Origin of the sequence: Novosphingobium sp. Leaf2 (genome assembly GCF_001421325.1) — a bacterium.
In the GTDB taxonomy this organism is placed as follows: Bacteria; Pseudomonadota; Alphaproteobacteria; order Sphingomonadales; family Sphingomonadaceae; genus Novosphingobium.
In genome coordinates this window covers 204,131-225,695 of record NZ_LMJY01000012.1, presented here as the reverse complement: position 1 = coordinate 225,695, position 21,565 = coordinate 204,131, and the positions used below count along the sequence as shown (strand labels likewise).

Below are 21,565 nucleotides of genomic sequence, written 5' to 3'. Positions count from 1 at the left end.
CCGCGAGGAGAGTTAAAAATGCAGGTCTATGAAGCGCCCTTGCGCGACATGCGGTTCGTGATCCACGAACTGCACAACGATGATGGTTTCGGCAATATCGCGGCGCTCGAGGAATTCACGCCCGATCTGGTCGATGCGGTGCTGGAAGAAGCGGCGAAGGTTGCGCAAGAAGTGCTGCTGCCGATCAACCGCTCCGGCGACGTGGAAGGCTGCACGCTGGAAAACGGCGTGGTGCGCACGCCGTCAGGCTTCAAGGAAGCCTACACGATGTTCCGCGAAGGTGGCTGGTGCGCGCTGGCTTCTGATCCCGAATGGGGCGGGCAGGGCCTTCCCGAAGTGGTGAACAAGATGACCGAGGAGATGATCTGCTCGGCCAATTTGGCTTTCAGCCTCTATCCGGGCCTTACTCACGGCGCGACGACTGCGATCGAGGGCTATGCCAACGAAGACCTGAAGCGGTTCTATCTGCCCAAGATGGTCTCCGGCGAATGGTCGGGCACGATGTGTCTCACGGAATCGCACTGCGGCACCGATCTTGGCATGCTGCGCACCAAGGCCGTGCCGCAGGACGATGGCTCGTACAAGCTGACCGGATCGAAGATCTTCATCTCCGCTGGTGAGCACGATCTGGCCGAAAACATCATTCACCTGGTGCTGGCCCGGATGCCCGATGCGCCGGCCGGGGTGAAGGGCATCAGCCTGTTCCTGGTACCCAAATACGTGCCCAAGGACGATGGCACGCCCGGTCCGTCCAACGGGGTGTCGGTCGCCGCGATCGAGCACAAGATGGGCCTGAAGGCGTCGGCCACCTGCCAGCTCAACTTCGATGGTTCCACCGGCTGGCTGGTGGGCCGTGAGAACAAGGGCATGGAGGCCATGTTCACGATGATGAACACCGAGCGTGTCTCGGTGGGCATCCAGGGGCTTGGCGTGGGCGAGGCGGCGTATCAGTCCGCCGTGTGGTATGCCAAGGACCGGCTGCAGGGCCGTTCGCTGTCCGGCGTCAAGAACCCGAACGGTCCGGCAGACCCGATCATCGTGCACCCCGACGTGCGCCGGATGTTGATGACGATGCGGGCCTACAACGAAGGTTGCCGCGCGCTTTCGGCCTGGGTCAGCCGCGCGCTCGATGCGGAAAAGCACGCCGCAGATCCCGAGGTAAAGCAGCGCGCCACCGATTTCGTGGCGCTGATGACGCCGGTGGTGAAGGCGCTGTTCACCGACCTCGGCCATGAAAGCGCGCATCTGGCCGTGCAGGTCTACGGCGGCCATGGCTACATCGCGGAAAGCGGCGTGGAGCAGTTCGCCCGCGATGCGCGCATCGCGATGATCTACGAAGGCACCAACGGCATCCAAGCGCTCGATCTGGTGGGGCGCAAGCTGCCCGCGCACATGGGCCGCTATCTGCGCAGCTTCTTCCACCCGGTGTCTCAGTTCATCGAGGCGCACAAGGCGGACGCACAGTTCAAGCCGATGATCGAGGCGCTCGAAAAAGCCTTCGGTGCGCTGCAGTTGTCCACTGGCACGATCGCGCAAAAGGGCATGAAAGACCCCGAAGAAGCCGCTGCCGCCGCAACCGATTATCTGCGGCTGCTGGGCCTTGTGGGCATGGCCTTCTGCTTTGCCAAATCCGCGCTCATCGCACGTGATCAGCTTGCCGGCGGCACTGGCGAAGCTGCGTTCTACAAGGCCAAGCTGGCGACGGCGCAGTTCTACTTCGACCGTATCCTGCCTCAAGCCACGACCGCTTTCCTGGCGATCAAGGCGGGCAAGGCGTCGATGATGGCGCTGGAAGACGCGGCGTTCTGATACCATGATACAGGGGGCGGTGCTGGGTTGGCAGCGCCGCCCCTAAAAGCTGCGCGATGGACAGGCGCAGGCTAAATCTCCAAGGTGCCCCGTGCGCACCGGCACCCTGCCGACAATGCCGCGATGGGGGAACCGATGTCCGAAAGCCTGGCGATCCAGCCATCGCGCGCCGCGCCGCCCCTCACTGACCCGATGCGCCTGCGCGCGATTTTCGCAGGGTCTGCGGGCAATCTGATTGAGTGGTACGACTTTTACGTCTACGCCTTCACCTCGCTGTATTTCTCGTCCGAATTCTTTCCCAAGAGCGACCGGCTGGTCCAGGTCATGGCTACCAGCGGTATCTTCGCCGTGGGGTTCCTGATGCGCCCGATCGGCGGCTGGTTCTTTGGCCGTTATGCGGACCGGCATGGCCGGCAAAAGGCGATGGTCATCTCGGTATTGATGATGGGCGCGGGCGCGCTGGTGATCGCCGCGCTGCCCACCTACGCCACCATCGGCGCGCTGGCGCCGGCACTGCTGCTGGCCGGGCGCATGGTGCAGGGCTTTTCCACCGGCGGACAATACGGCACCGCCGCTACGTATCTTAGTGAAATCGCCGGTCCGCGTCGCCGGGGCTTCTGGTCATCCTTCCAGTACGTCACCCTGATCGGCGGGCAGTTGAGCGCCACGCTGGTGATCCTGCTGCTGCAGCACCTGCTGGGCGATGCCGGGATGAAGGCGTGGGGCTGGCGCATCGGCTTCGTGATCGGCGCGGTTGCCGCCGGCGCCATCGTCCTGCTGCGCCGCCACATGCACGAAACCGCCAGCGAAGCGGATCGGGCCGGCGCGCAGGCCGGCAGCCTGAGCGAATTGTTCCGCCATTCGCTGCGCCCGTTCCTCGTCGTCGCCGCGCTGACCGCGGGCGGCAGCTTGATGTTCTATTCCTTCACCACCTACATGCAGAAATATCTGGTGTTGACGGTAGGGATGACGGCGCAAGCCGCCACGCTGATGATGACGGCGGTGCTGGTGCTGTTCATGGTGCAGCAGCCGCTGATGGGCCTGCTCTCCGACCGGATCGGGCGGCGCACCAACATGCTGCTGTTCGCGGGGCTCGGCATCGTGTGCACGGTGCCGATCTTTTCCGCGCTGGCGACAACGCGCGAGCCGCTGGTGGCCTTTGCGCTCATCATGGCAGGGCTGACGATCTGCAGTTTCTACACGTCGATCAGCGGGCTGTTCAAGGCGGAGCTGTTCCCCGTCCATGTCCGCGCACTGGGGGTTGGCCTTGCCTACGGCATCGCCAACGCCCTGTTTGGCGGAACGGCGGAAAGCGTGGCGCTCGCCCTCAAGGACTGGGGCGTGGAACATGCGTTTTACTGGTACGTCACCGCATTGTGCATCGTCTCGCTGGGTGCGGCGCTGCTGCTGCCGGACACGCGTCGGGACAATCCGCTGGATCGGTAATCCGGTGGGATACTGTATCTGACGATGCATAGATTAGGCGCTGGTAATGAACTGCGCTCAACGCGGCATGCAATTTGCGTGGATGGTACAAGGCAACCTTTGGGCGCAAACATCCGTTCATCGTAACAGAGGACCAGCGCACTCCGGGCAAGGGAGTGCGCAGAAGGCGCGGGGCAAGCTTCGCCTTCCTTGCACAAGGATATACAACCATGACGGAAGGGTGCGGAGCCATTTCCCGGCGCGACGTTCTTAAGACCAGTGCAGCAGGCGCAGCGATCGCCGGCTCTCTCGGGCCCGGCGGTATGGCGATGGCGCAAGCGGGAGCGAATGCGCCGCCCCACATGCCTGTGCGCATGGAGGTGAACGGCAAGCCGGTGTCGCTAGACCTGGATACGCGCACAACCTTGCTCGACGCCTTGCGTGAACATCTGAAGTTTACCGGCACCAAGAAGGGTTGCGATCATGGGCAGTGCGGGGCCTGTACGGTCATCGTCAACGGTCGCCGCATCAATTCGTGCCTGACGCTCGCCGTCATGCACGAGGGTGACACGGTGACGACGATCGAAGGGCTGGGAACGCCGGACAATCTGCACCCGATGCAGGCCGCGTTCGTGGCGCACGATGGCTATCAGTGCGGCTATTGCACGCCGGGCCAGATCTGCTCCGCCGTTTCGGTGCTGGAGGAGATCCGAGCCGGCATCCCCAGCCATGTAACGCAGGACATCGGCAAGGCGCCGGCGATGACCACCACCGAAATGCGCGAACGGATGAGCGGCAACATCTGCCGCTGCGGCGCATACTCGAACATTGCAGAGGCCATGGCCGACGTTGCCGGTGTGAAGGCGGAAGGGGTCAAGGCATGAGGCCGTTCACTTATGAGCGCGCCGCGAGCGCGCGGGACGCTGCGGCAAAGGCGGCAGCAACGCCGGGCGCCCGGTTCATTGCAGGGGGCACCAATCTGCTCGACCTGATGAAGCTGGAGATCGAAACCCCCACCCACCTGATCGACGTGAACGGGCTGGGCATGGACAAGATCGAGCCCATCGACGGCGGTGGCCTGCGCATCGGTGCCTTGGTTCGCAACACCGATCTGGCGGCCGACGCGCGCGTACGCAAAAGCTACGGCGTGCTGACGCGTGCCCTCGTGGCAGGCGCTTCGGGCCAGCTGCGCAACAAGGCGACGACTGCCGGCAACCTGCTGCAACGCACGCGCTGCCCGTATTTCTACGACGTCAACATGCCGTGCAACAAGCGCAAGCCGGGCTCAGGCTGCGCCGCAATCGGCGGCTTTTCACGCCAGCTTGCCGTCATCGGCACTAGCGACGCGTGTATCGCCACACATCCCAGCGACATGGCGGTCGCCATGCGGGTGTTGGACGCGTCCGTCGAAACCATCCGCCCGGACGGTACGACCCGCGCTATTCCCATCGCAGACTTCCATCTCCTGCCGGGCAGCACGCCGCAAAAGGAAACTGCGCTGGACAAGGGCGAGATGATCATCTCGGTCGCCTTGCCCAAGCCGCGCGGTGGCACGCATATCTACCGCAAGGTGCGCGATCGGGCGTCCTACGCGTTCGCGCTCGTCTCCGTGGCGGCGGTAATCAATCGGGACGGGACCGGCGCGGTGGCGCTGGGCGGCATGGCGCACAAGCCCTGGCGTGTGGAGGAAGCTGACGCTCTCCTTCCCAAGGGATCGAAGGCGGTGGCCGAACGGCTGCTTGCCGGCGCCACCCCGCGCGAAGACAACGCATTCAAGCTGACCCTGGCGCAGCGCACCATCGCGTCCGTCATCGCTGAAGCCAAAGCTTAAGGGAGCCCGAGGCATGAAGTTCGACACTCCGGCAGGGACCAACCCTATCGACCGTATGCGCGTGGTCGGCCAGCCTACCGCGCGCATTGACGGTCCCCTGAAGGTCAGCGGCAAGGCGCCGTATGCCTATGAACACCATGACGTGCCGGGCAAGCCGGCTTACGGTTATGTGGTGGGCGCTGCGATTGCCAAAGGGGCGATCCGCTCGATCGACACTGCGCAAGCGGAACGTGCGCCTGGCGTCATTACCGTGGTCACTCACCGCAATGCCGGCAAGCTGGGCAAGGGGCGCATGAACACCGCCAATCTGCTGGGCGGCCCACGCGTGGAGCACTATCATCAGGCCATCGCCGTGGTGGTCGCCGAAACGTTCGAACAGGCCCGTGCGGCTGCGGCGATGATCGACGTGGATTACGCGCGCGATGGCGGGACTTTCGACCTTGCCGCCGCGAAGACCGGTGCTGCTGAACAAGGCGGTGAAAACGCCCCCACCGCCGTTGGCGATTTCGAAGGCGCGTTTGCTTCCGCACCGGTCAAGCTGGATGCCACGTATACGACCCCCGATCAAAGCCATTCGATGATGGAGCCGCATGCCACTATTGCGCAGTGGGACGGCGATGGCGTCACCGTGTGGACATCCAACCAGATGGTGGCATGGGGCAAGAAGGAGCTTGCTGCTACCTTGCAGATCGCACCTGAAAAGGTGCGTCTGGTCTCGCCTTACATCGGCGGTGGTTTCGGCGGTAAGCTGTTCCTGCGCTCTGACGTCGTGATGGCCTCTCTGGCGTCGCGGGCGGCCAAACGCCCGGTCAAGGTGGCGCTGCAACGCCCGCTCATTCCCAACAACACCACGCACCGCCCGGCCACCATCCAGCGCATCCGCGTCGGCTGCTCGCGGGATGGCAAGATCACCGCCATCGGGCATGAAAGCTGGTCTGGAAATCTGCCCGACGGCGATCTGGAAACGGCCACGATGCAAACCAAATTGCTGTATGCCGGGCCCAACCGGATGACCGCGATGCGCTTGGCCGTGCTTGACCTTCCCGAAGGGAACGCCATGCGTGCGCCGGGCGAAGCGCCGGGCCTTATGGCGCTGGAAATCGCAATGGACGAAATGGCCGAAAAGCTCGGCATGGATCCGGTGAAGTTCCGGGTGATCAACGATACCCAGGTAGATCCCGAAAAGCCGGATCGGCCATTTTCGCAGCGTAATCTGGTGCGCTGCCTGGAAGACGGCGCCAAGCGGTTCGGATGGAGCCGCCGCAAGGCGCCGGGCCAGACGCGCGATGGCCGCTGGCTGGTCGGCATGGGGGTAGCCGCTGCATTCCGCAACAACCTGAACCAGAAGTCCGCCGCGCGCGTGCGGCTTAACGCCTCGGGCCAGGTCACGGTCGAAACCGACATGACCGACATCGGCACCGGCAGCTACACCATTATCGCGCAGACGGCTGCGGAAATGCTGGGTGTTCCGCTTGCCAAGGTCAGCGTCAAGCTGGGCGACTCTGCCTTCCCTGCCGCTGCCGGATCGGGCGGGCAGTGGGGCGCGAACAGTTCCACCGCTGGCGTCTACGCGGCGTGCGTCAAGCTGCGCGAGCAGGTGGTGCAAAGCCTGGGCTTCGGTCAGGGCGAGGCCACGTTTGAAAACGGCACTGTGCGCGTGGGCAATCGGTCTGCCGATCTGGCGCAGGCCGCCAAGGCCGGCGAACTGATAGCCGAAGATGCGATGGAATACGGCGATCTTGCCAAGAAATTCCAGCAGTCCACTTTCGGTGGTCACTTTGTTGAGGTGGGTGTGGATCGCTACACTGGCGAGGTGCGGGTGCGGCGCATGCTGGCGGTGTGTGCGGCTGGGCGCATCCTCAATCCCACTTCCGCGCGCAGCCAGGTTATCGGCGCGATGACGATGGGCGTTGGCGGCGCGCTGATGGAGGAATTGGCCGTGGACAAGCGGTTTGGCTTCTTCGTCAATCACGATCTGGCCGGATACGAAGTGCCTGTCCACATGGACATTCCACATCAGGAGGTCGTGTTCCTTGATGAGGCTGACGATAAGGTCTCGCCGATGAAAGCCAAGGGCGTGGGCGAACTGGGCCTGTGCGGCGTGGGCGCGGCGGTTGCCAACGCGATTTACAACGCCACCGGCGTGCGCATCCGCGACTACCCGATCACGTTGGACAAGCATCTGGACAAGCTGGGCGACGTTGCCTGATAGTTTCTCCCCCGCACTACGCGGGGGAGAAGCTGCATTCTTGCGCCTGCGCGTTGCGGGATTTTGCCGCTTGATCCACTATCAACGGACATCTCCTGCCAGGATCACCGCACCATGCCGTTCAGGCGCTCCGACCTTGCCGACCTCAGTTATTTCCTGGCGATCGCGCGCCACCGCAATTTCCGCAAGGCAGCCACAGAACTGGGCGTCAGCGCCTCGGCGCTCAGTCATTCGTTGCGCGGGCTTGAGGAACGCCTCAAGGTGCGATTGCTAAACCGCACCAACCGCTCGGTCACCCTGACGGCGGCGGGCGAGGATCTGCATGCGGCTATCCATGAACCGTTCGCTGCCATCCACGGTGCGGAGGACATCCTCAACCATCACCGCGATGCGCCGGCAGGTCGGGTCCGCATCAACGTATCCGACGAGGCGGCGACGCATCTGCTCGCCCCAGTGCTGCCCGCCTTCGTGTCCCGCTATCCCGATGTGGAACTGGACATTTGCGTGGACAACACGCTGGTCGACGTGATCGAGGCGGGCTTCGATGCAGGAATCCGCTTTGGCGGCACCGTGCCCGAGGACATGATCGCCCAGCGCCTGTCCGCCGATTTTCGTTGGGTGGTGGCCGCCGCGCCGTCGTATCTGCAGCAGCACGGAATGCCGGAGCATCCCGGAGACCTGATGCACCACCAGTGTATCCGCCTGCGCCTGGGCAATGGGCGCATATATTCGTGGGACTTCGAACAAGGAGACGAGGTGCTCGCCCTGGCAGTGCCGGGCGGGATCACCGTGAACAGCGGCGCGGCCAACATCGCCTTCTCGCTGCGCGGCCTTGGCCTGATGTATGCCGCCGAACCGGTGATCGCGCCCCTTATCGCGCAGGGCCATCTGCAACTCGTGCTGGAGCAGTGGGCGTCGCCGGGGCCGGGATATTTCATCTATCACTCCAGCCGCCGCCAGGTGCCGCGCGGACTGCGGCTGCTGGTGGACCTGATCCGTGAGATGCGACCGCTGGGCTGACCGTGCCAAAGGTCACATGCATCAGCTGCGCGGTGGTAATCACGCTGGGACGCCTTACCTAGCGTGTCGCCACATCAGCGAAGGACACCAGCCGCCCATGGAAACCCGCCGCGAATCTGACAGCATCGGCGAGATCGACGTTCCCGCAAGCGCTTACTGGGGTGCGCAGACCCAGCGCAGCATCGAGAACTTTCCGTTCGCCGCCAGCGAGCGCATGCCGATCGCGATCGTGCATGCGCTGGCGCTGGTGAAGCAGGCCGCCGCGCGGGTGAACCGCAAGTACGGGTTGGACTCAGCGCTGGCTGACGCGGTCGAAGCGGCGGCGGCGCAAGTGGCCTCGGGCGAGCTGGACGATCAGTTTCCGCTAGTGATCTGGCAGACCGGCAGCGGCACCCAGACCAACATGAACGTCAACGAGGTGATTGCGGGGCGGGCCAACGAAATCCTGTCCGGCAGGCGCGGCGGCAAATCGCCGGTGCACCCCAACGATCACGTGAACATGGGGCAATCCTCAAACGACTGCTTTCCCACCGCGCTGCACGTGGCCGCCGCGTGGCTCGCCACCGACACGTTGTTTCCGGCTATCGACCGCCTGCACGAGGCGCTCGACGCTAAGGCGAAAGCGTGGGCCGGCATCGTGAAGATCGGCCGCACCCACCTGCAGGATGCAACGCCGATCACCTTGGGACAGGAGTTTTCCGGCTACGCGCACCAGATTTATCGCAGCCGCAAGCGCATAGAGCCGGCGGTGCAGCATGGCATGACCGCGCTGGCGCAAGGCGGCACGGCGGTGGGCACCGGTCTGAACGCCCCGCTGGGCTTCGACGTGGATGTGGCCAACGAACTGTCGCGGCTGACCGGGCTGGCCTTCCGCCCGGCTGAAAACAAGTTCGAGGCGCTGGCGTCCAACGATCCGCTGGTGCACCTGTCGTCCACTTTGGCGACGCTGGCAGTAGCGCTGACCAAGATCGCCAACGATATCCGCTGGCTAGGCTCCGGCCCGCGCTCCGGGCTTGGCGAACTGGACCTGCCCGCCAACGAGCCAGGCAGCTCGATCATGCCGGGCAAAGTGAATCCGACGCAGTGCGAGATGCTGACGATGGTGGCCGCGCAAGTCATCGGCAACCATCAGGCGGCAACCGTGGGCGGGCTGCAGGGCGCGTTCGAACTAAACGTGTTCAAGCCGCTGATCGGTGCGGCGGTGATCCGATCGATCGATCTGCTGTCGGTCGGCATGACCAGCTTTGCGCAACGCTGCGTGGAGGGGATCGAACCCAATCGCGAGCGGATCGCCGAACTGCTCGACCGTTCGCTTATGCTGGTGACGGCGCTGGCGCCTGAGATCGGGTACGATAATGCGGCCAAGATCGCCAAGCACGCGCACGCTAGCGGGCAGACGCTCAAGGAAGCGGCACTGGAACTGGGGCTTGTGGATGCGGAGACGTTCGCGCGGCTAGTGAAGCCCGAAGCGATGGTGTGAGTCGGCCGGTGGACCGCGTCAGTAGGTGGGCGCAGCGCCGAAATGGAAGCCGCGCGATACCGCCCAAGCGATTGCGGCGGCGCAGATTATCCCCACCAGTGCCCTGACCGGCGACCATTGGAGATCGGCGGTGGTTTCATGGTCCTGCGCCGGTCGGCGACCCGTCAGCATCGGGCGCACCAGGTTCTGCTGCTTCCACAGCAGATAGAACGCGATCGCCAGCACGTGAAGGGCCACCAGTCCCAGGATGATGTTGAACACGAACCCGTGAACAGCAGACGCGGTCTCGCTCTGGTCGAAGGTGATGTAGGTGGCGAGCGGGCCGGATTCGATGCCGTCGGTGTCGCTGGCGAACAGGCCGGCGGTTACCATCAGGCCTACCGCCAGCAGCATCGCGATCACGCTCCAGCCGCCAAGCGGGTTATGCCCGTCCGCCGCGTGCGCCTTGCGGCTGCCCAGATCCCGGACGTAGGCGACCACCGCGCCGGGGCCCCGCACGAAGCGGGAAAACCTGGCAGTGCGCGGCCCTGCAAAGCCCCAGTAAACCCGGAACAGCAGCAGCGCGAGGATCGTGTAGCCGGAGAAGCGGTGCCGCTCCATCTCATGATGTTCGGCGGTCCACCACGAAAACGCGAGGAAGCCGACGAGCAGCCAGTGGAAAAGGCGGATCGTCGGATCCCAGATGCGAGTTGTGGGTGTGGTCATCGCGGTGCTGGCTTGCGGTCTTACTTGTCGGCGCGGAACTGCTTGTGGCACGCGCCGCAGGTGCCGCCCAGCGCCTTGAACTGCGCGCCAATGGGAGCGGCATCGCCCGTGTTGGCGGCGGCGAGCAGCTTGTCGGCCTGTGTGGTGTAATCCTTCCACTTGCCGTCGAACGCGGCGCGATCGGTCCAGATCGCGGGCAGGGCATCCGTCTTCACGCCAGACGAAGGACCAGACCCGGCCGGGAACAGCTTGGGCTGCACACGGCCCATGGCCGCAAGCGTGCGGGCTGCCGCAACGGCCTGGGGCTTGGCGATCGTGCCGCTGGTCAGCTGATCTTTCAGCACCTTCATCGCGCCGCCCATCTTCTTGAAATTGGCATGCCGCGTGGCAATGGCGGTGGCGGCGGGAGAGGCGGCGGTTGCCAGCGTTGCGGTCAGCGCCAAGATGGTGGCGGAAGCGCCGAGAACGGAAAGCGCGATGGTCTTGGATGGCGTCATGTCAGTTCGATCCCGCAGGTTGGCAGATGTGAATCAGCAATATGCATCGACTAGCACGCGTGTTCCCTTTTGACCAAAGACTTGCGCGGCTGTCAGACTCTGCCGATCAAAGCGATCCTATCGCCAGGAAACGCTCTTCGCGCTGGCGCACCAGTTCTGACGGCGAGCAGCCTGACAACGCGTCGAGTTCGCGTGCGACCGCTTCGGCCAGGGTGCGCGCGGTGGCGGCGGGATCGCGGTGCGCGCCGCCGCTGGGTTCCGGCACGATGGCGTCTATCACCTTGAGACCCAGCAGATCCTGCGCGGTGACTTTCATTGCCGTGGCAGCGTCGGCGGCCTTGTCCGCCGTGCGCCACAGGATGGAGGACGCGCCTTCGGGCGATATGACCGAATAGACCGCGTGCTCCAGCATCAGCACGGTGTTGGCTGCCGCGATAGCAATAGCGCCGCCCGATCCGCCTTCGCCCACGATCACCGCCACCATCGGCACGCCCAGCGCCAGGCACGCTTCGGTGGAGCGGGCGATGGCTTCTGCCTGTCCGCGCTCTTCGGCCTCCACCCCGGGGAACGCGCCTGCGGTGTCCACCAGCGAGACGACCGGCAGGCCGAACTTGCTGGCCATCCCCATCAGGCGGATCGCCTTGCGATAGCCTTCCGGCTTGGCCGAGCCAAAGTTGTGCTTGATCCGGCTTGGCGTGTCGTGGCCCTTTTCGTGGCCGATCACCATCACCTTGCGACCGTCCAGCATAGCCAGACCGCCGATGATCGCGGCATCCTCGCCAAAGGTGCGGTCGCCCGCCAGCGGCACGAAATCGGTGAAGGCCAGGCGGATATAGTCGACCAGGTGCGGCCGCTGCGGATGGCGCGCGACCTGCGTCTTCTGCCAGGGCGTGAGCTTGGCGTACGTGGCGGCGAGCATCTGCGCGCTTTTCTTTTCGAGCCGCCCGATTTCGCCGCCGATGTCCAGATCGCTGCCATCGGCGGTCGTGCGCAGTTCCGCGATGCGCGATTCCAGCTCGGCGATCGGCTTTTCGAAATCCAGAAACGAAATCATGCTCATCCAGTCCGTATGGTCAGCAGCCCCGCGCCCCTAACAGGCGCGATTCAGCCCGCGGCCCGCTTGGCCAGCCAGTCTTCCAGCCACTTGATCGTATAGTCACCCGATTTGAATTCCGGGTCCTCTATCAGCGCCTGGTGCATCGGGATCGAGGTTTTCACCCCATCGATCACCATCTCTCCCAGTGCGCGTTTCAGGCGCATGATCGCGCCTTCACGGGTACGGCCGGACACGATGAGCTTGCCGATCATCGAATCGTAATACGGCGGAATGCGGTAACCGGCGTACAGCCCGCTATCGACGCGCACGTTCAGGCCGCCCGCCGCGTGGTAGCCCGAAACAAGCCCCGGCGATGGCGAGAACGTCCACGGGTCTTCCGCGTTGATGCGGCATTCGATGGCGTGGCCCTTGAACTCGATCTCCTCCTGCCGGAACGACAGGGGCAGCCCTTCGGCCACGCGGATCTGTTCGCGCACCAGATCGACGCCGGTGATCGCCTCGGTCACCGGATGCTCCACCTGCAGACGGGTGTTCATTTCGATGAAATAGAACTCGCCGTTTTCCCACAGGAACTCGATCGTACCGGCGCCGCGATAGCCCATGTCGGCCATCGCTTTGCTGACGATGCCGCCCATGCGGTCCCGCTCTGCAGGGGTGATGACGGGCGAGGGGGCTTCCTCCAGCACTTTCTGGTGCCGGCGCTGCAGCGAGCAGTCGCGCTCGCCCAGATGCACCGCATGGCCGTTGCCATCGCCGAACACCTGAAATTCGATGTGGCGCGGGTTGCCCAGGTACTTTTCCATGTAGACCGTGGCATCGCCGAACGCCGCTTTGGCTTCGGAGCGGGCCTGGCCCATCTGGCTTTCCAGTTCGGCGGCGTTGTTCACCACCTTCATGCCGCGGCCACCGCCGCCGGATGCGGCCTTGATGATCACCGGGTAGCCGATCGTTTCGGCCAGCGCGCGCGCCTCGTCGAAATCGTCGATCGCGCCGGCGGATCCGGGCACCAGCGGCAGGCCCAGCGCGCCTGCGGTGCGTTTGGCTTCCACCTTGTCGCCCATGGTGCGAATATGTTCGGGCTTGGGACCGACCCACGCGAGCCCGTGCGCTTCGACGATTTCGGCAAAGCGTGCGTTTTCGGACAGGAAGCCGTAGCCGGGGTGAACCGCGTCGGCCTGGGTGATTTCGGCGGCCGAAATGATCGCGGCCACGTTGAGGTAGCTGTCCTTCGCGGCAGGCGGGCCGATGCACACGGCATGGTCGGCCAGGCGCACATGCATCGCATCGGCATCGGCGGTGGAGTGGACCGCCACCGTCTCGATACCCATTTCGTGAGCGGCACGATGGATGCGCAGCGCGATTTCGCCGCGATTGGCAATCAGGAGGCGCTTGATGGCCATGAAACTACCGGCCTTCAGGCGATGACGACGAGCGGCTGGTCATATTCGACCGGCTGCATGTTATTGACGAGGATGGCGGTGACCGTGCCGGACTTGGGCGCGGTGATCTGGTTCATCACCTTCATCGCTTCCACGATGAGCAGCACGTCACCTTCCTTGACCGCCTTGCCCACGGACACGAAGTTGGGGGCGCTGGGTTCTGCCGCGAGGTAGACGGTGCCCACCATCGGAGACTTCACCGCGTCAATCGGCGCGGCAGCAGGCGCAGGGGCCGGTGCTGGGCTGGACGGCACTTCGCCACCCGCAGCGGATGGGGCAGAGGTATAGATCGGCGGCAGCGCGGCGCTCATCTGCTGGATGATCTGGCGCGAGACGCGGATCTTTACAGTCCCGTCCTCAACCTCGATCTCGGACAGGCCGGTTTCGGCGAGCAGTTCGGCGAGCTCGCGAACCAGGGCGCTATCGATATTCACGCGACTTCCTTTCGTTCAAGATAGCCCAGCAGGGTGGCCAGCGTGCCTTTGAGGTCCTTGCGGTGGACCACCATGTCCACCATGCCGTGGGCATGCAGGTACTCGGCGCGCTGGAAGCCGTCGGGGAGTTTTTCTCGGATGGTGTCCTGGATCACGCGCTGGCCGGCAAAGCCGATCAGTGCGCCCGGCTCGGCGATCTGCACATCGCCCAGCATCGCGTAGCTGGCGGTAACGCCGCCGGTGGTGGGGTCGGTGAGGACGACGATATAGGGCAGGCCCGCCGCAGCCAGGCGGCGGGTGGCCACCGTGGTCTTGGGCATCTGCATGAGCGAGAGGATGCCTTCCTGCATCCGCGCGCCGCCTGCCGCCGTGACGATTACGTACGCACAGTTTTCAGCGATGGCTTTTTCCGCGCCGCACACGAACGCCGCACCTACCGCCATGCCCATCGAGCCACCCATGAAGGTGAAGTCCTGCACGCCCAGCACAGCCTTGTGGCTGTTTATCGTGCCAAAGGCGTTGGTTAGCGCATCGGGATAGGGGTTGGCTGCGCGTGCGGCCTTCAGACGGTCAGTATACTTTTTCGTGTCGCGGAAATTGAGCGGGTTTTCCGGCACTTTGGGGGTGGCCAGCACGGTGTAGCCGGGATCGAGCAGGAGATCGAAGCGGGCCTTCGCGCCGATCCGGCCGTGATGCTGGCAGTTGGGGCATACCGAAAGATTGGCTTCGAAATCGCTGACGAACAGCATTTCGCTGCAGCCCGGACATTTCATCCAGAGCGTATCGGGCGTATCGCGCTTGGCGAGGCTCGATATCGAATTGCGGACCTTGCTGAGCCAACTCATGTCGGTACTGTACCAATCTTTCCGGATAGAGCCCTAGAGATTTGCCGTTCCCTGTTCGGCATCCTCGCGCATGGCCGGCGACCGGGACGTGCCTTTCAAAAACACGACCGAGGCCATACGAGGCCGGCCCATTAGAGGAATCCGCGCAAGGGTCGCAAGCCAATTCGGGTGAACCTGTGGGCAAGTTTGCCGTTCGCGCGGGTTCGGGCTAGTCCAAGCCAAGCGGTTCAGTACTCGGCCGAGCCTGTAAACCCGCGATTTTTCAAGGACCAAGGCGCTGCACGATTCCCTTTCCGGCTCAGGCACGGCATCAGTCCCGGTTCGCCGCAACCGCTATGACGGGCGATCGGACGAGCCCTTTGCTCTCGCAGTTCCGGTAGAAGCGCCGATCGCGATCGAAACCAATGGCATTGCCTACGCGGTGATGATGGCGACCCCGCTTGAGATCGAAGCGTTCGTGACCGGGTTCCTGATCGCCGAAGGGCTGGCGCAGGCACACGAAGTGGGCGACGTGGCGGTGCATGCCACCCAGGATAGCGCGTGGGGCACCGGCTACGTGGCGCGCGTCAACCTGCCCGCCGATCGGCTTGGCCCGATCCTGGAGCGCGCCCGCCGCCGGGTTGGGGACAGTTCGTGCGGGATCTGCGGGATCGAGGGGGTGGAGGCCGCGCTGCGTCCGCTGCCACCGCTGACGCGGGCTTCGCGCGCCAGTCCGCAGGCGATCCGGTGCGGGCTGGATGCGGCGCGCCGGGCGCAAGTGCTGGGGCAGGCCACCCGTGCATCCCACGCCGCCGCCTTCTGTGATGAGGAGGGGCGCTTGCTGGCATCGTGCGAAGATGTGGGGCGGCACAACGCGCTGGACAAGCTGGTGGGGACGCTGGCCCGCAGCCACATCGACCCGGCGCACGGATTCATCGTCATGACGTCGCGCTGTTCGTATGAGCTAGTGGAAAAAACGGTGCGCGCCGGCTGCCCGTTGCTGGTAGCGATCTCTGCGCCCACCGACCTTGCCGTGCGCCGCGCACAGGCCGCCGGGCTGGCGCTGGCAGTGGTGGCGCGCGACGATTGCATGTTCATGGTCGATCCCGGTGCGCCGTTCGTCGAGGACTGAGCGGGCACCCCGTCCGGTTTTCCTTGTAGTGAGGCAGGCGCCGACCTAGATTCGCGATCTTACCGGGTTTCATCGAGGATTTGGACGTACCATGGCGACTGCCCCTACCGGCACGGACACCGCAACCGAATTGAAGCTGACGCCGCCCGATCCGGTGCCGGTCGTGCAGGCGGACCGGGCCTCTGGCCTGGTTCCGGTTGGCGAGGAGGCGAAGTCCAAGCTGCAGGTCCGGGTGGAGGAATTCGTCAACGATCTGGTGGCGCAGGACGCCAATTCGCCGGAGTTCGGCCGCAAAGTGGATCAGCTTACCAGCATGGGCCGCAAGGAGATTGCTGACGCGGCAGGCCATTCCAATCGTTTCCTGGATCGCCCGGTGCGCGCGATGGGCAAGGACGAAGGCGTGGGCGCCGATCTGGCCGAACTGCGCCGCACGGTTGAAGACCTTGACCCCGCGCGCAAGGGCAACCTGCTGGCGCCGCGAAAGATTTTTGGCGTTATCCCGTTCGGCTCCAAGCTGAAGAACTATTTCGACAGCTATACCAGCGCGCAAGGGCACATCAGCGCGATCCTGACGCGCCTGCAGGGCGGCAAGGACGAACTGCTGATGGACAATGCCGCCATCGACGTGGAGCGCCAGAACCTGTGGGCGGCGATGGGCAAGCTGGAGCAGATGATCTTCATGTCCCGCGCGCTGGATCAGGCGCTGGAGGACAAGGCTAACGACCTTGACCATTCAGACCCGGCCAAGGCCAAGGCGCTGCGCGAAAGCGCACTGTTCTATGTGCGCCAGCGCACACAGGACCTGCTGACGCAGATGGCCGTTTCGGTGCAGGGCTACCTTGCGCTGGATCTGGTCAAGAAGAATAACGTCGAACTGGTGAAGGGGGTGGACCGCGCCTCTACAACCACGGTCGGCGCGCTGCGCACGGCGGTGACCGTGGCGCAGGCGATGGCGAACCAGCGTCTGGTGCTGGAACAGATCACCGCCCTGAACACCACCACTGCCAACATCATCGACGCCACCGGCCAGATGCTGAAGGACAACACGGCGCGCATCCACGAGCAGGCAGCGAACTCCACGATTCCCTTGGAAACGCTCAGCCGCGCGTTCCAGAACATCTACGACACGATGGATTCGATCGACACCTTCAAGCTTAAGGCGCTCGATTCGATGAAGCAGACGGTCACCGCGCTGGAGGGAGAAATCGGCAAGTCCAAGTCGTATATCGCCCGCGCGCAGGGACAGTCCGAGGCTGTGGCGGCAGGTGATCATACCGCCACCAAGTCCTTGCTGGAGGCGTTGGACTAACCCGCCATGGCGCAAGTTCCCGCCCGGGTGTCCCCGGATCTCGTGCGCGCCGCCCGGCGGCAACGCGCGGCCCGCCTGTACAATGCCCGCAAGGAACAGTGGCGCTTTCGCCTGCGCCGGCTGCGCCGCGCAGTGCTGGCGATGGTTGGCGTCTACATCGCCGGTCTGGTCGCCGCGCTGGCGCTGGGCGGGCTGCCGTTCATGGCCACCTTGCTGACCTTCCTGCTGGGCCTTGCGGTGTTCGTCGTGCTGGCGATCTACCCCGCGTCCCCGCGCACGCATATCGATGATCTGAACGCGGCCAGCCTGCCCGAACTGGCCGGCTCCACCGAATTGTGGCTGGAAGGCAGGCGGCGCGCGCTGCCCAATGCCGCCGTTGACGCGATCGACCTGATCGGCGTTAGGCTGGAGCAGATGGCGCCGCAACTCGCCACGCTGGACGAACGCGGGCCGGCGGCGCGCGAAGTGCGCAAGCTGTTGGCCGAGCATCTGCCGGGCATCGTCGATACCTACACCCGCATTCCCGCCCAGCTGCGCAGCAAGGCGGGGGCGGGCGGCACATCGCCGTCGGATCAGCTGGTGGACGGGCTTTGCGTGATCTCCGACCAGATCGAGGCGATGAGCGAGGACCTGTCCCGCAACGATGTGGATGCGCTGGCGACGCGGGGACGGTTTCTGGAAGTGAAGTATCTCGACCGCGACTGAACGCGGATCGTCTGCACACCGGCGGCAATTTGGTCCATCCTTGCAAAGATGGGAAGGTAAAAAGTCGAAACGTCTGCCGCTAATGCGATAGCATGGTCAGATGACCGCCCCCTCCGCCGCCTTCGCCATGCCCGTTCAGCCGATGACCGACCTGCGCCTTGCCATCGCGCAGGCGCGCAGGCTTGACGAGGCGCAGTGCCTGGCGCCGTTGCTGGATGCCGCCGCGCTTTCGCACGAGATGCGCGCCGCCACGCGTGAGACGGCGACGGCGCTCGTCACGGCGTTGCGCGCCGGCCACAAGGGCACCGGCGTGGAAGGGCTGGTGCAGGAATATGCGCTGTCGAGCCAGGAAGGCGTGGCCCTCATGTGCCTTGCCGAAGCGCTACTGCGTATTCCCGACAATGCGACGCGCGATGCCCTGATCCGCGACAAGATCGCTGACGGCGACTGGAGCGGGCACCTGGGCGGCGGCAAATCGCTGTTCGTGAACGCGGCGACATGGGGTCTGGTAGTCACCGGCAAGCTGGTCGGTTCGGTTGACGATCGGGGCCTTGGCGCGGCGCTGACGCGGCTGGTGGCGCGCGCGGGCGAGCCGGTGATCCGGCGCGGCGTCGATCTGGCGATGCGCATGATGGGCGAACAGTTCGTGACCGGCGAAACCATCGACGAGGCGCTGAAACGGGCGCGCGATCTGGAAGCGCGGGGCTTTGCCTACAGCTACGACATGCTGGGCGAGGCCGCGACGACCGCGGCGGACGCGCGGCGCTATTACGCGGATTACGAAAACGCCATCCATGCCATTGGCCGCGCCTCTGCCGGCCGGGGCATTTACGAAGGGCCGGGTATTTCCATCAAGCTGTCCGCGCTGCACCCGCGCTATGCCCGGCCGCAAGCGGGGCGGGTGATGGCCGAGCTGCTGCCCGGCGTGGCGGCGCTGGCGCGGCTGGCGAAAGGCTACGGCATCGGTTTTAACATTGATGCGGAGGAGGCCGATCGGCTTGAGCTGTCGCTGGACCTGCTGGAAAGCCTGGCGCTGGACCCGCAACTGGCGGGCTGGGACGGGCTGGGTTTCGTGGTGCAGGCATATGGCAAGCGCTGCCCGTTCGTGATCGACTGGATCGTGGACCTTGCGCGGCGGGCCAACCGGCGGATCATGGTGCGTCTGGTCAAGGGCGCGTACTGGGACGCCGAGATCAAGCGCGCGCAAGTGGACGGGCTAGCCGATTTCCCGGTCTATACCCGCAAGGTCCACACCGATGTTTCCTATATCGCCTGTGCCCGCAAACTGCTGGCCGCGCCCGACGCGGTGTTCCCCCAGTTCGCCACCCACAACGCGCAGACGCTGGCGACCATCTACACCATGGCCGGGCCGGACTTCGCGATCGGCCAGTACGAATTTCAGTGCCTGCACGGCATGGGCGAGGCGCTGTACGCGCAAGTTGTGGGGGCGGACAAGCTGGACCGCCCGTGCCGCATCTACGCGCCGGTGGGCACGCATGAAACGCTGCTCGCCTACCTGGTGCGCCGCCTGCTGGAAAACGGCGCCAATTCCTCGTTCGTCAACCGCATTGCCGATCCCGGGGTGCCGGTCTCCGCGCTGGTGGCCGATCCGGTAGAGACGGTGCGCGCCATGGCGCATCCCGGCGCGCGGCACGATCTCATCGCGCTGCCGGCGGGGCTTTATGACGATCGCGCCAACTCGGCGGGGGTCGACCTGACCGACGAACTGGCGCTCGCGGCGCTGACGGATGAGCTTGCGGCTTGCGCGCAAGTCTCGTGGCGCGCTGCACCCGAAGGCGGCGAGCGCCAAGGCGTTCCGGTGCGTAACCCCGCCGATCATGCCGACGTCGTGGGCACGGTTCTGGAGATTGCGCCCGACGATGCGGCAGCGGCCGTGGGACGTGCCGCGCAAAGCCGCTGGCGCGACGTTGCGGTCAGCGAACGGGCCGCGATGCTGGAGCGCGCGGCAGACCTGATGCAGGCGCGCATGGGCACGTTGATGGGCCTGGCGATCCGCGAGGCCGGCAAGTCCGCCGCCAACGCGATTGCCGAAGTGCGCGAGGCGATCGATTTCCTGCGGTATTACGCGCAGCAGGCCCGCGACACGTTTGGCCCGGCGCAAAAGCCGCTGGGGCCGGTGGTGTGCATCAGCCCGTGGAATTTTCCGCTGGCGATCTTCACCGGCCAGGTGGCGGCGGCGCTGGTGGCGGGCAATCCGGTGCTCGCCAAGCCAGCCGAGGAAACGCCGCTGATCGCCGCCGAAGCCGTGCGGATCCTGCACGAAGCGGGCGTTCCGGTCGATGCCCTGCAATTCATGCCGGGCGCGGGAGAGCTGGGCGCAGCGCTGGTGGCTGCCCCGCAGACGGCAGCGGTGATGTTCACCGGCTCAACCCAGGTTGCGCGGATGATCCAGCGCCAGCTTGCAACGCGGCTGTCGGCGCACGGCGACCCGATCCCGTTCATCGCCGAAACCGGCGGCCAGAACGCCATGATCGTGGACAGCTCGGCGCTGGCCGAACAAGTGGTGGCGGACGTGATCGCATCCGCTTTCGACAGCGCGGGCCAGCGCTGTTCAGCGCTGCGGGTGCTGTGCCTGCAGGACGACATCGCCGATCGCACGCTGGCCATGCTCAAAGGCGCGCTGGCCGAACTGCGGGTGGGCAACCCCGCGCTGCTTGCCACCGACGTCGGCCCGGTGATTTCGGCGGAGGCGCAGGCGAATATCGAGGCGCACATCGCGGGCATGGGCGAAGCGGGCTGCCAGGTCGATCGCGCGCAGATGAGCGAGGATACCCGCGTTGGCACTTTCGTTGCACCCACGATCATCGCAATCGACCGCATCGATCAGCTGCAGCACGAAGTGTTCGGGCCGGTGCTCCATGTCCTGCGCTACCCACGTGACGGGCTTGATGCGCTGATCCGCGATATCAACGCCACCGGCTACGGCCTGACCTTCGGCCTGCACACCCGCCTTGACCAGACGGTGGCGCGGGTGACGGACGCGGTTCGCGCCGGCAACCTGTACGTCAACCGTAACACCATCGGGGCTGTAGTCGGCGTTCAACCGTTCGGCGGGCGCGGGCTTTCCGGCACCGGACCCAAGGCGGGCGGGCCGTTGTATCTGGGCAGGCTGGTCCGGCACGCACCGGTGGTCCTCCCGGCGACAGACACGCCGCCACCGTTGCTGGAGCAGTTCATCGGCTGGTTGCGCGCCAACGGCAGGGACGCGGCGTCCGCCCATCAGTATCGCGCGGCAACATCCCTTGGGGTCGTGCGCGCGTTGCCCGGCCCGGTAGGGGAGCGCAATCTTTATGCCTTGCATCCGCGCGGTCGCATTCTTCTGCGACCTGCGACCGACGCGGGGCTCGTCTCCCAGATGGCGGCGGTGCTCGCCACGGGCAATCGCGGCGCGGTGCAAGGCATGGACCTGCCGCCGGGGTTACCCTCGGCTATCGCGGAACGCTTCACGGGCAATGCGGCAGAACCTTTTGCCGCCTGTCTTGTCGAAGGCGGCGACGCCGCCGTGCGCGCCGCGTGCGAGGCGGTAGCGCAAATGGACGGCCCCATCGTGCCGGTCCACCGCTGGGGCCCGTCCGGCGGTGATCTGTGCCGGCTGCTGGAGGAAGTCTCCACCTCGATCAACACCACGGCGGCGGGTGGCAACGCCAGCCTGATGATGATCGGCTAAG

17 protein-coding genes are annotated in these 21,565 nt (G+C 65.2%); 11 read left to right on the top strand and 6 right to left on the bottom strand.

What is annotated here, in order from left to right; all coding sequences use genetic code 11:
• The first annotated feature begins 18 nt into the window (after positions 1–18).
• The 7 genes from ASE49_RS07675 to fumC all read left to right on the top strand — a co-directional run bounded on the left by ASE49_RS07675 (position 19) and on the right by fumC (position 9,774).
• The gene (locus tag ASE49_RS07675) at positions 19–1,809 is read left to right on the top strand and encodes an acyl-CoA dehydrogenase C-terminal domain-containing protein (RefSeq protein WP_056770071.1); all 1,791 of its coding nucleotides are present in this window, start codon (positions 19–21) and stop codon (positions 1,807–1,809) included.
• A 135-nt stretch (positions 1,810–1,944) separates the two neighbouring features.
• Positions 1,945–3,255, top strand: coding sequence for an MFS family transporter (locus ASE49_RS07670; protein WP_056770959.1), 1,311 nt, complete (start codon positions 1,945–1,947; stop codon positions 3,253–3,255).
• 209 nt (positions 3,256–3,464) lie between these two features.
• On the top strand, positions 3,465–4,118 hold the full coding sequence (gene paoA, locus ASE49_RS07665) for an aldehyde dehydrogenase iron-sulfur subunit PaoA (RefSeq protein WP_056770069.1): 654 nt from the start codon (positions 3,465–3,467) through the stop codon (positions 4,116–4,118).
• Positions 4,115–5,065 (top strand): FAD binding domain-containing protein, encoded by a 951-nt coding sequence (locus tag ASE49_RS07660; protein ID WP_056770066.1) that lies wholly within the window; start codon positions 4,115–4,117, stop codon positions 5,063–5,065. Before paoA ends, ASE49_RS07660 begins: the two co-directional genes overlap by 4 nt.
• A gap of 13 nt (positions 5,066–5,078) precedes the next feature.
• On the top strand, positions 5,079–7,274 hold the full coding sequence (gene paoC, locus ASE49_RS07655; RefSeq protein ID WP_056770064.1) for an aldehyde oxidoreductase molybdenum-binding subunit PaoC: 2,196 nt from the start codon (positions 5,079–5,081) through the stop codon (positions 7,272–7,274).
• A gap of 114 nt (positions 7,275–7,388) precedes the next feature.
• Positions 7,389–8,294, top strand: a complete 906-nt coding sequence (locus tag ASE49_RS07650; protein WP_056770061.1) for a LysR family transcriptional regulator — start codon at positions 7,389–7,391, stop codon at positions 8,292–8,294.
• Between the two features lie 97 nt (positions 8,295–8,391).
• On the top strand, positions 8,392–9,774 hold the full coding sequence (gene fumC / locus ASE49_RS07645; protein ID WP_056770058.1) for a class II fumarate hydratase: 1,383 nt from the start codon (positions 8,392–8,394) through the stop codon (positions 9,772–9,774).
• An 18-nt stretch (positions 9,775–9,792) separates the two neighbouring features.
• On the opposite strand, the gene ASE49_RS07640 is transcribed toward fumC, so the two are convergent.
• The 6 genes from ASE49_RS07640 to accD form a co-directional block, all read right to left on the bottom strand.
• Positions 9,793–10,479, bottom strand: coding sequence for a cytochrome b/b6 domain-containing protein (locus ASE49_RS07640; protein WP_056770057.1), 687 nt, complete (start codon positions 10,477–10,479; stop codon positions 9,793–9,795).
• A gap of 20 nt (positions 10,480–10,499) precedes the next feature.
• The gene (locus ASE49_RS07635; RefSeq protein WP_056770055.1) at positions 10,500–10,976 is read right to left on the bottom strand and encodes a c-type cytochrome; all 477 of its coding nucleotides are present in this window, start codon (positions 10,974–10,976) and stop codon (positions 10,500–10,502) included.
• A 106-nt stretch (positions 10,977–11,082) separates the two neighbouring features.
• Positions 11,083–12,030, bottom strand: coding sequence for an acetyl-CoA carboxylase carboxyltransferase subunit alpha (locus ASE49_RS07630; protein ID WP_056770956.1), 948 nt, complete (start codon positions 12,028–12,030; stop codon positions 11,083–11,085).
• A 50-nt stretch (positions 12,031–12,080) separates the two neighbouring features.
• Complete coding sequence (accC, locus tag ASE49_RS07625; protein ID WP_056770054.1) at positions 12,081–13,433, bottom strand: acetyl-CoA carboxylase biotin carboxylase subunit; 1,353 nt, start codon at positions 13,431–13,433, stop codon at positions 12,081–12,083.
• Between the two features lie 14 nt (positions 13,434–13,447).
• Positions 13,448–13,906: an acetyl-CoA carboxylase biotin carboxyl carrier protein gene (accB, locus tag ASE49_RS07620; protein WP_056770051.1), complete on the bottom strand. Its 459-nt coding sequence runs from the start codon at positions 13,904–13,906 to the stop codon at positions 13,448–13,450.
• Positions 13,903–14,751 carry an acetyl-CoA carboxylase, carboxyltransferase subunit beta gene (gene accD / locus ASE49_RS07615; protein WP_056770048.1) on the bottom strand — a complete coding sequence of 283 codons (849 nt, stop codon included), beginning with the start codon at positions 14,749–14,751 and terminating at the stop codon, positions 13,903–13,905. Before accD ends, accB begins: the two co-directional genes overlap by 4 nt.
• A gap of 277 nt (positions 14,752–15,028) precedes the next feature.
• On the opposite strand from accD, the gene fdhD reads away from it, so the two are divergent.
• The 4 genes from fdhD (at position 15,029) to putA (ending at position 21,564) form a co-directional block, all read left to right on the top strand.
• Positions 15,029–15,862 (top strand): formate dehydrogenase accessory sulfurtransferase FdhD, encoded by an 834-nt coding sequence (gene fdhD, locus ASE49_RS07610; protein WP_056770046.1) that lies wholly within the window; start codon positions 15,029–15,031, stop codon positions 15,860–15,862.
• 91 nt (positions 15,863–15,953) lie between these two features.
• Positions 15,954–17,171 (top strand): toxic anion resistance protein, encoded by a 1,218-nt coding sequence (locus ASE49_RS07605; RefSeq protein ID WP_056770043.1) that lies wholly within the window; start codon positions 15,954–15,956, stop codon positions 17,169–17,171.
• Positions 17,172–17,177: 6 nt separating this feature from the next.
• Positions 17,178–17,876 carry a hypothetical protein gene (locus tag ASE49_RS07600; protein WP_056770041.1) on the top strand — a complete coding sequence of 233 codons (699 nt, stop codon included), beginning with the start codon at positions 17,178–17,180 and terminating at the stop codon, positions 17,874–17,876.
• Between the two features lie 100 nt (positions 17,877–17,976).
• The gene (gene putA, locus ASE49_RS07595) at positions 17,977–21,564 is read left to right on the top strand and encodes a trifunctional transcriptional regulator/proline dehydrogenase/L-glutamate gamma-semialdehyde dehydrogenase (protein ID WP_056770038.1); all 3,588 of its coding nucleotides are present in this window, start codon (positions 17,977–17,979) and stop codon (positions 21,562–21,564) included.
• The last annotated feature ends 1 nt before the right edge of the window (position 21,565 follow it).

Excerpts from the sequence above, each read along its gene's own strand:
- ASE49_RS07675 (WP_056770071.1), top strand. The coding sequence starts at position 19 with ATGCAGGTCTATGAAGCGCCCTTGCGCGACATGCGGTTCGTGATCCAC.
- ASE49_RS07670 (WP_056770959.1), top strand. The coding sequence starts at position 1,945 with ATGTCCGAAAGCCTGGCGATCCAGCCATCGCGCGCCGCGCCGCCCCTC.
- paoA (WP_056770069.1), top strand. The coding sequence starts at position 3,465 with ATGACGGAAGGGTGCGGAGCCATTTCCCGGCGCGACGTTCTTAAGACC.
- ASE49_RS07660 (WP_056770066.1), top strand. The coding sequence starts at position 4,115 with ATGAGGCCGTTCACTTATGAGCGCGCCGCGAGCGCGCGGGACGCTGCG.
- paoC (WP_056770064.1), top strand. The coding sequence starts at position 5,079 with ATGAAGTTCGACACTCCGGCAGGGACCAACCCTATCGACCGTATGCGC.
- ASE49_RS07650 (WP_056770061.1), top strand. The coding sequence starts at position 7,389 with ATGCCGTTCAGGCGCTCCGACCTTGCCGACCTCAGTTATTTCCTGGCG.
- fumC (WP_056770058.1), top strand. The coding sequence starts at position 8,392 with ATGGAAACCCGCCGCGAATCTGACAGCATCGGCGAGATCGACGTTCCC.
- ASE49_RS07640 (WP_056770057.1), bottom strand. The coding sequence starts at position 10,479 with ATGACCACACCCACAACTCGCATCTGGGATCCGACGATCCGCCTTTTC.
- ASE49_RS07635 (WP_056770055.1), bottom strand. The coding sequence starts at position 10,976 with ATGACGCCATCCAAGACCATCGCGCTTTCCGTTCTCGGCGCTTCCGCC.
- ASE49_RS07630 (WP_056770956.1), bottom strand. The coding sequence starts at position 12,030 with ATGATTTCGTTTCTGGATTTCGAAAAGCCGATCGCCGAGCTGGAATCG.
- accC (WP_056770054.1), bottom strand. The coding sequence starts at position 13,433 with ATGGCCATCAAGCGCCTCCTGATTGCCAATCGCGGCGAAATCGCGCTG.
- accD (WP_056770048.1), bottom strand. The coding sequence starts at position 14,751 with ATGAGTTGGCTCAGCAAGGTCCGCAATTCGATATCGAGCCTCGCCAAG.
- ASE49_RS07605 (WP_056770043.1), top strand. The coding sequence starts at position 15,954 with ATGGCGACTGCCCCTACCGGCACGGACACCGCAACCGAATTGAAGCTG.
- ASE49_RS07600 (WP_056770041.1), top strand. The coding sequence starts at position 17,178 with ATGGCGCAAGTTCCCGCCCGGGTGTCCCCGGATCTCGTGCGCGCCGCC.
- putA (WP_056770038.1), top strand. The coding sequence starts at position 17,977 with ATGACCGCCCCCTCCGCCGCCTTCGCCATGCCCGTTCAGCCGATGACC.